Origin of the sequence: Sphingopyxis sp. CCNWLW2 (assembly GCF_037095755.1) — a bacterium.
Classification (GTDB): Bacteria; Pseudomonadota; Alphaproteobacteria; order Sphingomonadales; family Sphingomonadaceae; genus Sphingopyxis.
In genome coordinates this window covers 2,096,223-2,108,696 of record NZ_JBAWKJ010000001.1, presented here as the reverse complement: position 1 = coordinate 2,108,696, position 12,474 = coordinate 2,096,223, and the positions used below count along the sequence as shown (strand labels likewise).

Sequence of the window (12,474 nt, the reverse complement as noted above, 5' to 3'; positions counted from 1 at the left end):
TTCGCGCTCCATCCGGACTGTGGCCCTAGGGCCACAGCGCCGCATGATTCGTATGCGGCGGGAGCTTGGCGTTCATCCTAACCCTTTTCCCGAGCGTTGCTGACGCGGCTGCCGGATTTCGGCGGCCGCACACATATGCCTGAAAACAACAGGAGGAGAGGATAATGACCCAATTCCAGCAATTTGCTCGGTCGGGAACAGCCGTCATCGCCGTCGCGGCAGCTCTGGCAAGCGCCGCCCCCGGCAACGCACAGCAATCGGAACCGCTTCCGCAGGACAGCACGGCCGAAACATCGGGGGAAACCATTGTCGTCACCGGTTCGCGTATCCGCCGCGACCCGCTGGATCAGGAAGCCCCGATCGCGTTCATCGGTCAGGAGGATATCGCGAAGACCGGTCTCAATTCGGTCAACGACGTGCTCCAGCGGCTGCCCAGTTCCGGCGGCGGTCTCAACAGCAAGTTCAACAACAGCGGCAACCTCGGCAATCCGCCCGACGGCGGCGGCGTCGGCGCGGGCGCGGCGGAAATCGACCTGCGCTACCTCGGCTCACGCCGCGTCCTCGTGCTCGTCGACGGCATCCGCTATGTGAACGGCGCTTCGGCGAGCGGCGTCCCCGGATCGACCGACCTCAACTCGATCCCCGAAAGCGCGATCGAGCGCATCGAGGTGCTGCAGGACGGCGCCTCGGCGATCTACGGGTCCGACGCGATCGCGGGCGTCGTCAACATCATCACCAAGAAAAGCCAGGAGGGGCTCCGCGCCAGCGCGCAGGTCGGCGGTTATGGCCAGGGCGACGGCTTTACCAAGAGCGCGCAGGTTAGCTGGGGCAATGGCCGCGGCCCAACGCAGATCGTCGTCGGCGCCAACTATGTCCAGCAGGACGGCGTCCTCGCGGGCAGCCGCGCGATTTCGCGTTTCCCTGCGCCCTATTCGAACACCTGCCTCGATGGCGGCTGTTCGGGCTTCGTGCCGCTCGGACGCTTTATCGTCTTCGGGGCGCCTGGCGCCCGAAATGATTTGACGCTGCGCGGCCCGGTAATCGGCCGCAACCCCATGTATAACGCGGGCAATCCAACCGATCCGGCAAGCGATTTCAAGGCCTTTGGCAACGCCGACCGCTTCAATTTCGGCCCGTTCAACTATCTCCAGATTCCGGTCGAGCGCTATGGCGCCTTTATCAACGCCCGCCAGGAAATCTCCGACAGCATCAATTTCTCGGTTCGCGGGATCTGGAACCAGCGCAAATCGAAGAACCAGGCCGCGCCGCTGCCCTTCGGTTTCGGCCCCGCCGCGGGGCTGACGCCGGTACTCGACGCGATCACCGTCGATGCGACCAACCCCTTCAATCCGTTCGGGGTAACGCTCGACGCGAGCAACACCGATCTGGTCTATCGCCGCTTCGTCGAGGGCGGCCCGCGCCGCTTCAACCAGACCGTGACGACCCTCTATGGCGTCGCGACGCTCGACGGCAGCTTCGAGTTCGGCGGCGGGCGCAAATGGTATTGGGACGTCAACGCCGCCTATGGCCGCAACAAGGCCAAGCAGACGATGTTCGGCAACATCAATTCGGATCGCCTGCGCCGCGCGCTCGGCCCGGTCGCTGCCTGCACCGGCGAATGCGTGCCGTTCAACATCTTCGGCGGGGTCGGTTCGATCACCCAGCCGATGATGGACTATGTCATGTTCACCCAGCGCGACCGCAGCCGCCAGTCGACCTTCAGCGCCTCGGCCAATTTGACCGGCAGCCTGTTCGATCTGCCGGGCGGGCCGCTCGGCATCGCGGTCGGGGTCGAATATCGCAAACTGAAAGGCAGCTTCGATCCCGACCCGATCGTCGCCGCGGGCTTCAGTTAGGACATCCCGGCGCTGCCGACGCGCGGCAGCTATAATGTCAAGGAAGCCTATGCCGAACTCAGCGCTCCGGTGCTGTCCGACACGCCCTTCTTCGACCTGCTCGAATTCACCGGCGCGGTGCGCTGGTCGGACTATTCGACTTCGGGCTCGACGACGACGCTGAAGGGTGGGGTCAACTGGAAACCGATCCAGGACCTGCGCCTCCGCGCCTCCTATGCTGAAGGCTTCCGCGCCCCGTCGATCGGCGAATTGTTCGGCACCCAGTCGCGCTTCGACCAGCAGATCAACGATCCCTGCTCGACCTCGACGACCACAGGCCAGAACTGGAACAATAACTCAACCGTTCGGACCAATTGCATCGCGCAGGGGGTTCCGGCCGCCGGCTATGCGCAGGCCAATCCGCAAATTTCGGTGCTCGTCGGCGGCAATCAGGATCTGGCAGCCGAAAGTTCGAAGAGCTGGATTTTCGGCGGCGTTTACAGTCCCGGCTTCATCCCCGGCCTGTCGATCGAGGCCAATTATTACGACATCAAGATCAAGGGCGCGATCCAGGCGGTGAATGCCGAGATCACGCTGGCGCAATGTGCCGGGCAGAATGATGCCGACGCCTGCGCGCTCGTCACCCGCGCAGCGGGCGGCCAGCTGACCTTCGTCGAGGGCCTGCTCCAGAATATCGCGGGCATCCGTACCAAAGGGATCGACGCCAACCTGACCTACCGGACACAGAAAACGTCCGCCGGGCGGTTCGGCTTCACCTGGAACAACACCTTCCTCACCCAATATGACGTGATCGTGCCGACCGCCGACGGCTCGTTGGTCGTCAGCCGCGAAGGGACCGAACAGGGCAGTCCCAGCCAGGCCTTCCCCAAATGGAAGTCGGTCGGGATCCTCGACTGGGACGGCACATCGATCGGCGCAACGCTGACCGGCCGTTATGTTTCGGCGATCCGCGAACCACTGGCCAATGACAACAAGTTGAAGGCGCGCTTCTACACCGATTTCCAGCTGCGCTGGTTCCCGGCGGAGGATCCCGAGGCCTTCGGCTTCGCGCTTGGCGTGAACAATTTGTTCAACGTCAAGGCGCCGGGGTGCATCAGCTGCGACATCAACAATTTCGATCCCACCGCCTATGACTTGCCCGGACGCTATTATTACGTCCGCGCCAGCTTCAAAATGTAGGCATTCGGGCGTGGAGGGTGATCGATCTCGCGCGAGATCGATCACCCCTTCGCATTGCGATCCAACATCCCCTATCTGACGGGCGGAACGAAAGAGGCGGAAGCGCTGCCGACGGCGATCGAATTCGGGCAGGCGGAAAAATGGTGCACCCGACAGGATTCGAACCTGTGGCCCCCAGATTAGGAATCTGATGCTCTATCCTGCTGAGCTACGGGTGCGCCGCCGCTCGTTTAGCGGTGCAGCGCGCAAAGCGTCAATCGCGATGGATCAATTGGCCGCCTCGGGCGGGACGATCGGCACCAGCAGGGGCATCGCGGCGATCCCGTCGTCGTGCAGCGATTGCGCCTCTTCGGGCGAGGCCTGGCCATGGATCAGGTCTTCGGCCGCGCGACCTTCGTGCATCGCACGCGCTGCATCGGCGAAATCGCGCCCGACCCAGCGCGACTGCGGCAGCATTTCGGCCTGCTTCGCGGCAATGTCGGCGAACAATTTGCGCACCAGGTCGGGCGATGGCTCGGGCGAATCCGCCGGTTTGGTGGGCGGCTGCACCGCCCCCTGACGGTTGGACTTGGCACCGACCCGCGGCGCCATCACCGCCTTTTTCACATCGTCATCGCCGCACACCGGGCAGTTGATCAGCCCACGCGCCTGCTGGTCGGAGAAACTCTCGCTGCTCGCGAACCAGGCCTCGAAACGGTGATCACCGGCGGCGCAGCAAAGGTCGAAAACGATCAAGGTCAGCCCAGTCCCAACAACGGATCGAGCCCGCCGCGCGCGTCGAGCGCCGCCATATCGTCGCTGCCGCCGATATGCTTGCCGTCGATGAATATCTGCGGGACGGTGCGCGCGCCACCCGCGCGCTCGACCATCGCGTCGAACCCGGCACGGTCCATCGTCAGGTCGATTTCCTGATATTCGACGCCCTTGCGTTCGAGCAGCGCCTTGGCGCGCGAGCAATAGGGGCAGAAGAACTTCGTAAACACTTCGATCTTGGCCATGCGGCTATCCTGTCATCCTTCATTCGCCATATCGGAATCCAACGAAGCAAAGTCAAATATGTTGCTTGTCATCAGGGCATCGGGAATGACGCGCGCCCAGGTGAGCGCCGAGACGCGCGCCGCGCCGCTGCGCCCGAGCACCCGCGCCGCCGCGCGCAGCGTCGCACCGCTGGCGTGGACGTCGTCGACCAGCACCAGATGCCGCCCCGCCGCGCGCGCCTTGGCATCGCCCGCCAGCGCAAAGGCGCCGGCGACGATCCGGTCGCGCTCGCGCCGTCCCTTGCCGCGCAGCGATGCCGTCGCCTTGGTACGCAAAAGCAGGTGATGATCGCGCGGCGCGCCCGTCAGCCGCGCCAGTTCGTCCACGATCAACGCCGCCTGATTGAACCCGCGCGACCACAACCGCCAGCGGTGCAACGGCACCGGAACCAGCAGCATCGCATCGATATCCCCCAGCATCGCGAGCTGCCGTGCCATCAGCCGCGCCATCAACCGGGCATGCCCGGCCCGCCGCCCATATTTGAGACGCAGCGCCACCGTGCGCGCGACAGGACCATAGGCGACCGCCGCGGGCGCGCCCTCGAACGGCGGCGCGTTCGCCAGGCACGCGCCGCATAGGCTCGACCCGCCGGGCAAGGCTGTCGGCAACGGAATCGAGCAGCGGGAACAGGACGGTCCATCGAGAAAGTGAAGCGACGACCAGCAGGTCAGACAGAACTGGCGGTCTTCGCCGACGATGACGCCGCAGCCGGGGCAGCGCGGCGGCAGCGCATAATCGACGATCGCACGCGCCGCGGCGCGCAATCCGCCCAGCCATGCCCCGGCCGGCGCGCCATCTTTTTCGACATCCCCCGTCGTCGTCGCCATCACCGGCTTGTGAAGCATCGCCCGGGACGGCACAAGCGGCGCATGTCGCAGCCTCCCCGCCCGCTATTCTCTCCGGCCCGCCACCGCGCCCAGCGCGACCGCATGGCGCACCTGCCCGCATCGGCCAATTTCCTCGCGCCGCTCATCGCCGAAACCCTGCTCGACCGGCTGGCGATGGTGACGCGCGAGTTTTCCCGCACATTGCTAATCGGCGCGCACGACACCGCGCTCGCCGATCATCTGCGCGCGACCGGCACCACCCTCACCATCGCCGAGGCGGGGTCGCGCCTTGCCGCCCGCAGCGGCGCCATCGCGGTCGAGGCCGACGCGATCGACCTGCCCTTCGCCAGTTTCGATCTCATCGTCTGGCCCGGGGGGCTCGATAGCGTCAACGACGTCCCCGGCGCGCTGCTCCGCCTCCGCGCGCTGCTCGCCCCCGACGGCCTGCTGCTCGGCGCCTTCGTCGGCGACGGCAGCCTGCCCCGGCTGCGCCGCGCGGTTATGACCGATGGCGTGCGTTCGGTCGCGCGGCTGCATCCGCAGATCGACCTCGCCGCGATGGGCAATCTGCTCCAGCGCGTCGGCTTCACGCTGCCCGTCGTCGACGTCGACGCGCTGACGGTGCGTTATGGCGACTGGTTCGCGCTGGTGCGCGACCTGCGCGCCGCCGGCCTGTCGAGCCGGCTCGCGCCCGCGCCGCCGCCGCTGACGCGCGAGGAAACGGTCCGGATTGCCGCCGCTTTCGCAGGCCAGGCCGATCCCGACGGCCGGATTGCCGAAAGCTTCCGCATCGTCCATTTCAGCGGCTGGGCGCCGCATCCCGACCAGCCGCAACCCGCGCGGCGCGGCAGCGGCACCGCCTCGCTCGCCGAAGCGCTCAAACCGAAAGATTAGATCAGCGCCTCCAGCAGGCCGATCAGCGGCTTGTCGGCGGGCGGCATGTCGAGGCCGTGCAGTTCGACGGGGCGCACCCAGCGCAGCGCGCTGGCGTGCTGTGCCGCCGGCACCCCGCGCCATTTGCGGCAGACGAACAGTAACAGCAGCAGATGCCGGTCGCCGAGCATGTCGCTCGCGAAACAGGCGGGCGCGAGGCAGGCGTGATCGACATCGATCGCAAGTTCCTCGCCCAGTTCGCGGATCAACGCCTGCTCGGGCGTCTCGCCCGGTTCCAGCTTGCCGCCGGGGAATTCCCACAATCCCGCCATCGACAGACCGTCGGGGCGCTGCTGGACAAGTAGCCTTCCGTCGCGGTCGACGAGCGCGGCCGCCACGACAACGAGCGAGCTTTCCTGCGGCTTTCCGGGGTTTGGCACGGACAAATTGTTAACCTTCCTGTGTAAATATGGGCACCCTCGGGAACTATAAATTCAGTCAGGGGTGGAACAATGCGAAACTTTTACAGGCTGATGCGGTCGACCAGGGCCGCTACAGCCGTCGAATACGGGCTGATCCTGGCCCTTGTCTTTTTGGCGGCCGTCGTTGCGGTAAGCAATGTCGCCAACTCCACCAACAGCATGTGGGGACGCGTCTCGAACGCTGCCGAAAATAATATGTAGCACCGCGGCGGCGGCCTCGTTTCGGGGCAGCCGTTCACCGGTTTCGGGCGGATGCCATTAAGATTTTCAAAACCTATTCGCCCTAAACCCCCAGATGTTGACCCAGACCAGACCGTCAACAGGGTAAGTGAAATCAGGAGACCAGTCATGAAGTTCATCAAGAAGTTCGTTCGCGATACCAAAGCCGCCACCGCCATCGAATATGGCCTGATCGCGGCCCTCATCGCCGTCGCCGGCATCGCCGCGATGGGCGCAGTCGGCAACAGCGTCGGCAACACCTTCAACAAGGTTTCGACCGAGCTCAACAACAAGAATAAGTAATCTCGTTGTGCTCGCGCCGCTTATCGCGGCGGAAATCGGAAAGGGCGGTGGAGCGATCCACCGCCCTTTTTCATGTTCCCGCCAAAAGCATTATCTGCTCGCGTACACGACGATCTTCACCCGCTGTCCCGGGGTCAGGCGGCTCGATGCGGTCAGGCGGTTGAGCACCTGGAACCGTTCGGTCTGATAATTGCTATAAGCCATTCGCCGCGCGAGGCTGGCGAGTGTATCGCCGCGCCCGACGGTCACGACATCGATCCGCCGCGGCCTGATCGCCGCCGCTTCCGCTGTGCTCAGCCGCCGGACGCTGCTGAACATCGAATTGAACACGCTGCCGCCGCCCGCCTGCGTCAGCGCGACGAAATGAAACGCGCTGCTGCGAGAAAATTCATAAGCGAATACGGTGACATCGACCTGTCCCGACTGGGTATTCACGCGTGCGGTTGAATAGGATGCCGGGATGCCGTTCACCGTCGTGCGCTGGATCGCGCCGGGGCTGATCGACGCGTTACCTGCCACCGCCCTGAACGCGGCGACGATATAGGCATTCATGTCGCCGCTGTACGGCCCCGTCGTGAACTGCGCTTGCCCGCCATTGCCGCTGACCGACACCGCATCGGCGGCATTCTGCATGCCATAGCCGTTCGGCACCGTGAAACGCAGCCGGAGATCGGGGTGCAGGAAATCCCGCCCCTCGACCACGCCCTGCGCCGGATCGTCGCCATAAAGCACATTATCGACCGAAGCGAGAAAGGCATCGGCATTGCGGTTGCCGCCGCTGCCGCCCGCCCGGCTCGCCAGCGTCTGCGCGTTGCGCACGCGCGACGCGGGGTCCGGGTGGGTGCTCGCCCATTCGGGCAGCGAGCGCGCGTCGCCGCCCGACAGGCGCGCGTCGAGCGTCGTCTGGTTGGCGAGGCTCGTCAGCATCGTCGACAGCGCCATCGTGTCATAGCCCGCGCTGCGCAGATATTGGACGCCGAGCTGGTCGGCCTGCAATTCCTGGCTGCGCGAAAAGCCCAATGTCGCGAGCTGTGCCACGCGCATCGAATTATTCTGGAGCAGCCCGCCCAGCCCGCCGAGCAGCCCGCCATTGTCGCCGATCGCCCCGCCCAGCACTGCGCCGAGCACGCCGAGGATCTGGTTGCGCGTCGCCGCCGACTGGCGCTTCTTGCTGTGCTGCGCCGCGACATGGCCGACCTCATGCCCGAGCACGCCGGCGAGTTCGGCTTCGTCATTCATCAGCGCCATCAACTGGCGCGTCACGTAAACATAGCCCCCCGGGATCGCGAAGGCATTGTTCACCGGCGAATTGAGCAAGGTGACGGTAAAATCGCTGGGTGAGCGCGACAGGCCCGACTGAACGGCGATATTCTGCCCGACGCGGTTCACATAGGCGGCCTGCGGGCCATTATAAGCGCCGCCGAATTCGGCCATCAGCTGCGGATGCGCGTCGGTGCCCTGCTTGCGTTCGGCGGGCGAAATGCTCGTCGCGGTCTTGATCGCCTTCAGCTGCGCATCGGCAACCCCGGTCAAGGCCAGGCTGCCGAGCGCTGCCGATGCCGCCAGCTTGATCGCCAGCCCGTTTTTCGTCTTCCGGGTCATTGCCGCGCCTCCCTTATGCTTCTGGTCATCAAGGAATATCCTCGATTCACGACAAGGCAAGCCGCGCCATAGCCCGGACTTGTCCTTGCCTTGATCGGGAACGCAAATGCGCGCGATCGGGTTCCGGTTCAGGCGCGGCCCATGGCGAGGAATTTTTCCTCGCGCGCCGCGAGCAACGTCTCGCGCGGCAATCCTGCCAGCGCGCCCAGTTCCTGCTCGATCGCATCGCCGAGCGCCGCAATCGCGACTTCGGGCGCGCGATGCGCGCCGCCGACGGGTTCGGTGACAATGCGGTCGATGATTTTCAGCCCCAGCAGGTCCTGCGCCGACATTTTCATCGCGGCCGCGGCGTCGGCCGCCTTGTCCGACGTGCGCCACAGGATCGACGCGCAGCCCTCGGGCGAAATCACCGAATAGACGGCATGTTCGAACATCAGCACGCGGTTCGCGGCGGCGAGCGCAATCGCGCCGCCTGAGCCGCCCTCGCCCACCACCGCGGCGACCATCGGCACGCCGAGCGCAAGGCATTGTTCGGTCGACCGTGCGATCGCTTCGGCCTGCCCGCGCTCTTCGGCCTGGATTCCGGGAAAGGCACCCGAGGTGTCGACCAACGTCACCACCGGCAGCCCGAAACGGTCAGCAAGCTGCATCAGGCGGATCGCCTTGCGATAGCCCTCGGGCTTCGCCATCCCGAAATTATGTTTCATCCGCGACGGGATATCGTCGCCCTTTTCGTGGCCGATCACCATCACGCGGCGGCCGCGGAATCGCGCCATTCCGCCCAAAATCGCCTGATCGTCGCCGAAGTTGCGGTCGCCGGCCAGCGGCATCCAGTCGTCGAACAGGCCGGCGACATAATGTTTAAAATGCGGGCGATCGGGGTGGCGCGCGACCTGCGTCTTTTGCCAAGGCGTCAGTTTCGAATAGATTTCACGCAGCAATTTCGAGGACTTATCCTCAAGCTGCGCGATATCATTGTCGATGTTGAGCGTCGGGTCGTCCCCCATTTCGCGCAATTCGGCAATCTGTCGATCGAGCGCGGCGACCTGTTTTTCGAAATCCAGAAAGGCTGTCATGGCGGAGAGCGCTAGGACGAAGGCGGCGCAACGTCAACTTCGGGGTGGGCGCCATCTATCCGCGCCAGCGGATGCCGTTTGTTGACCAGCTCGACGAGGCGGCGGCTGTCGACATGCGTGTAAATTTCGGTCGTGGCGATATCGGCATGGCCGAGCATCAATTGCAGCGCGCGCAGATCAGCCCCGCCCTCGAGCAGATGCGTGGCGAACGCGTGGCGCAGGACATGCGGGCTGATCGCGGTCGGGTCGATCCCCGCCCGCGCGGCGAGCTCGCGCAGCATCTGGAACAGCCGCACGCGCGAGATATGCGCCTTGCCCGATGCGAACAGCCAGGGCGACCCTTCGGCCACGAGCGGAAGCCAGCGATCGAGCACGCCGCGCGCGCGTTCGGACAGCGGGACCAGCCGCTCCTTGTCGCCCTTGCCGCGGATGATCAGATATTCGCGCTCGCCGGCGATCGCACGGCGGGGTAGCGACACCAGTTCGCTGGCGCGGAGGCCCGAACCATAGAGGAGTTCGAGCAGCAGCAGCATCCGCACCGCCGCCACAGGCGGCACCTCGCCTGCCGCCTCTTCCTCGGCCTGGTCAAACAATCGCTCGACATGCGCGTGGGTCAGGATGCGCGGGAGCGGCCGGCGCGTCGCGGGCCGCGCGATATCGAGCGCCGGATTGTCCGCGCGCTCGCCTTCACCCTGCAGGAAGGCGAAAAACTGGCGCAGCGCCGACAGCTTTCGCGCCGCGCTGCTTGCCGCAAGCGACTGATAATCCGCCATCAATTTGCGCAGCACCGGCGCATCGGCGTCGATCAGCCGGCCCTTCACCCACTCCGCCGCCTGCTCCAAGTCGCGGCGATAGGCGGCCAGCGTGTTGCGCGAGGCGCCGCGCTCGGCCGCCATCATTTCGAGGAAACGGTCGATCAGCGCCGCGTCAGGCATTTGAAAAGGCGGCACCGGCCCGCTCCCCCGCCCGGCCTCCCCAACGATAGTAGCCTACGGGAGGCCGGGCGGGGGAGCGGGCCGGTGCCGCATCGTTCAGGAAACCCTCAGACACGCACCAGCGCTTCGGCCGCGATCATCCGAGCTTCGGCCGCGAGGCCCACGTCGCGCAGCGCGCGGACGATGTAATAGAGATGGTAGGGCGGGACTTTCGACCACTCGCCCTGCATCCCCGCCGCAGCGAGGAGTGCCACCATGCCGGGCTCGCGGCGCTCGGCCGCCGCCATGATCGCGCGCGACCAGCGCGTCTGCTTGCCCAGATCGACCTCCAGATCGTCCGCCGCCGATGCTGCGGCGCTCGCATCGAGCCGCCCGAGACCGGCGAGACCGGCGAGCAGGAATTTCGACCGCAGGGTGTCGGCGCTGTCGTCGTCGCCCGCAAACTGGCCGACCACCCCCGCGCTCATGCCGGTAAGCGGGCGCGGCGATCCCACCGCGAGCACGCCCCATGCGCGACTGCCGACCGATACGGTCGGGACCCACGCGATGGCATTTTCGTCATATCCGCCCGCGAGCATCGACCCCAAAAGCTGCCAGGGATCACCGCCCACTTCGGTATTCACCGGCAAGGCCGCGGCGGCGCGTGCGGTTGCGACCATCGCGGCATAGCTTTGCGCCGGCGTGCCGCCCGCGCCCCACAACTGCTGCATCGCGGCATAGCGGTCGACGCCGGCCGCGAGGCGAAACGCACTGCGCAGCTGATCGGTCTGCGTCACGATCGCCTCGGCGGGCTCTTCTTCGCTCGCAGCGGCGCTCAGCAGCGACACATAGGCTTCGCTAGACAGCACACCGCGCGCGGCGGCTTCGGGCGCGGCGGCGATGCGGCTCGCCATGTCGGTCATCGGCGCGAGCACCGTCCAGCTTTTGATATTGGACGGCGCCGCGGCGCGCAGCGCCTCGGGCACCGGGATCGCGGTCGCGGTCGCCATGCCGAAACGCCAGCTCGTCAGCCGGTCGATATTGTCCCACTCGATCGTCGTCGAGCGGCGCCCGGCGCCCGTCGCGCCAAGCACGCGTTCGGCAAGCAATATGTCGAAGTTCGAAATCTTGCCGCTCGACCGCACCCGGCCGATCGCCCAGCCCGCCGGCCCGGCTTCGCCCGACAGTCCCGAACAGATCGCCGACGACAGGCGCCACGCCTGCTCGTCGCCATGCGCGAGGCCCGCGGGGACATAAGGACACATGCCCGCCGGATCGGCATTGGCAAGATAGGTTTGCTGCGCGGCGGCGACGAGGCGCGGGCTGGCGCGGTCATAGTCGACCGACTGGACGATCCGGCGCGCTATGATCGATTCGCCCATGCGCAGCAGCAGCGACGTGCGAGCGGCGGCGAGATCGGCGCCGTTGATCGTGTCGGGGGTGTCGATCGCCGACGCGAGCGAGCGGCGAAGCAATATCTGCCCCCAGCGCGACGCGAACTGGCCGTTCGTCTTGCCCATGATCGCGGCGGCATATTGGCCGCGCACGCCGAACGCATCGGGCGCAAGCCCGCCCGTTTCGGGCGTCAGCGGCCCGATACGCGTCAGCAGGCGCCGCGCGCCCGGCGGCAGGTCGTATTTCAGCCCGCCCGATTCAACCTCTTCGCCTTCCTCGCCCTCTTCACCGGTTTCGGCGGACGCACTCGCGCTCGTGGCCCCCACGGTCGGTGCGACCGGCGGCGGAGCGGTGCCGTTAACCGGCGGCGAACCCGGAGTTGGCGTCGCGGTCGGCGACGGCGTCGGGGCCGGACGCGGCGCGGGCGTCTCGGCGGGGTTGCCGAAGCCTTCGGGCAGCAGCGATTCCTGCGCGAGCGCGGGCAAGACCAGAGCGGCGGCTAGCGCGGTGCCCGAAAGGCCCAGCGTCAGCGAAAGCGTTTTCATCTTCATCGAGGAGCGCTTTCGGCAATCTTGTCGGTCACGTCCACCTCAATCATTCGCGGCTCGATCGGCCGGCCCAGGAACAGCAGGAACAGAAAGAACGCCGCCAGCACCAGCGCCAGCACGATCAATCGTGCGATCCAGCGGCCTTTTCCCGATCTGCCCCGA

The 12,474-nt window shown here is 66.1% G+C and carries 13 protein-coding genes and 1 tRNA gene; 4 read left to right on the top strand and 10 right to left on the bottom strand.

Translation table 11 applies throughout. From position 1 onward, the window contains the following. Positions 1–164 precede the first annotated feature (164 nt). Both V8J55_RS10085 and V8J55_RS10080 read left to right on the top strand, forming a co-directional pair. On the top strand, positions 165–1,856 hold the full coding sequence (locus tag V8J55_RS10085) for a TonB-dependent receptor plug domain-containing protein (protein WP_336445468.1): 1,692 nt from the start codon (positions 165–167) through the stop codon (positions 1,854–1,856). Positions 1,857–1,859: 3 nt separating this feature from the next. Further along, positions 1,860–3,035 (top strand): TonB-dependent receptor domain-containing protein, encoded by a 1,176-nt coding sequence (locus V8J55_RS10080; RefSeq protein ID WP_336445730.1) that lies wholly within the window; start codon positions 1,860–1,862, stop codon positions 3,033–3,035. Between the two features lie 141 nt (positions 3,036–3,176). On the opposite strand, the gene V8J55_RS10075 is transcribed toward V8J55_RS10080, so the two are convergent. The 4 genes from V8J55_RS10075 to V8J55_RS10060 all read right to left on the bottom strand — a co-directional run bounded on the left by V8J55_RS10075 (position 3,177) and on the right by V8J55_RS10060 (position 4,918). Next, positions 3,177–3,253: transfer RNA gene (locus tag V8J55_RS10075), tRNA-Arg, on the bottom strand. Between the two features lie 49 nt (positions 3,254–3,302). Then, positions 3,303–3,770, bottom strand: a complete 468-nt coding sequence (locus V8J55_RS10070) for a DUF1178 family protein (RefSeq protein WP_336445467.1) — start codon at positions 3,768–3,770, stop codon at positions 3,303–3,305. A 2-nt stretch (positions 3,771–3,772) separates the two neighbouring features. Then, the gene (grxC, locus tag V8J55_RS10065) at positions 3,773–4,033 is read right to left on the bottom strand and encodes a glutaredoxin 3 (RefSeq protein WP_037518367.1); all 261 of its coding nucleotides are present in this window, start codon (positions 4,031–4,033) and stop codon (positions 3,773–3,775) included. 12 nt (positions 4,034–4,045) lie between these two features. Further along, positions 4,046–4,918: a ComF family protein gene (locus tag V8J55_RS10060; protein WP_336445466.1), complete on the bottom strand. Its 873-nt coding sequence runs from the start codon at positions 4,916–4,918 to the stop codon at positions 4,046–4,048. A 24-nt stretch (positions 4,919–4,942) separates the two neighbouring features. On the opposite strand from V8J55_RS10060, the gene V8J55_RS10055 reads away from it, so the two are divergent. After that, entirely contained in the window at positions 4,943–5,794 is an 852-nt protein-coding gene (locus V8J55_RS10055) for a methyltransferase domain-containing protein (RefSeq protein ID WP_336445465.1), read from the top strand. Here V8J55_RS10055 and V8J55_RS10050 read toward each other — a convergent pair. Continuing rightward, the gene (locus V8J55_RS10050) at positions 5,791–6,219 is read right to left on the bottom strand and encodes a (deoxy)nucleoside triphosphate pyrophosphohydrolase (protein WP_336445464.1); all 429 of its coding nucleotides are present in this window, start codon (positions 6,217–6,219) and stop codon (positions 5,791–5,793) included. The genes V8J55_RS10055 and V8J55_RS10050 overlap by 4 nt on opposite strands. A gap of 384 nt (positions 6,220–6,603) precedes the next feature. Here V8J55_RS10050 and V8J55_RS10040 point away from each other — a divergent pair, with 384 nt between their 5' ends. Then, positions 6,604–6,777, top strand: coding sequence for a Flp family type IVb pilin (locus V8J55_RS10040; protein WP_336445462.1), 174 nt, complete (start codon positions 6,604–6,606; stop codon positions 6,775–6,777). A 90-nt stretch (positions 6,778–6,867) separates the two neighbouring features. Here the strand turns inward: V8J55_RS10040 and V8J55_RS10035 are convergent, their stop codons facing one another. The 5 genes from V8J55_RS10035 to V8J55_RS10015 form a co-directional block, all read right to left on the bottom strand. After that, a complete protein-coding gene (locus tag V8J55_RS10035; protein ID WP_336445461.1) occupies positions 6,868–8,379 on the bottom strand; it encodes a M48 family metalloprotease in 1,512 nt (503 codons plus the stop codon). Between the two features lie 128 nt (positions 8,380–8,507). Next, positions 8,508–9,455, bottom strand: a complete 948-nt coding sequence (locus V8J55_RS10030) for an acetyl-CoA carboxylase carboxyltransferase subunit alpha (protein WP_336445460.1) — start codon at positions 9,453–9,455, stop codon at positions 8,508–8,510. 11 nt (positions 9,456–9,466) lie between these two features. After that, positions 9,467–10,390: a tyrosine recombinase gene (locus tag V8J55_RS10025; RefSeq protein WP_336445729.1), complete on the bottom strand. Its 924-nt coding sequence runs from the start codon at positions 10,388–10,390 to the stop codon at positions 9,467–9,469. 107 nt (positions 10,391–10,497) lie between these two features. Next, on the bottom strand, positions 10,498–12,315 hold the full coding sequence (locus V8J55_RS10020) for a hypothetical protein (protein ID WP_336445459.1): 1,818 nt from the start codon (positions 12,313–12,315) through the stop codon (positions 10,498–10,500). Continuing rightward, complete coding sequence (locus tag V8J55_RS10015; protein ID WP_268746392.1) at positions 12,312–12,437, bottom strand: hypothetical protein; 126 nt, start codon at positions 12,435–12,437, stop codon at positions 12,312–12,314. Before V8J55_RS10015 ends, V8J55_RS10020 begins: the two co-directional genes overlap by 4 nt. Between the last annotated feature and the right edge of the window lie 37 nt (positions 12,438–12,474).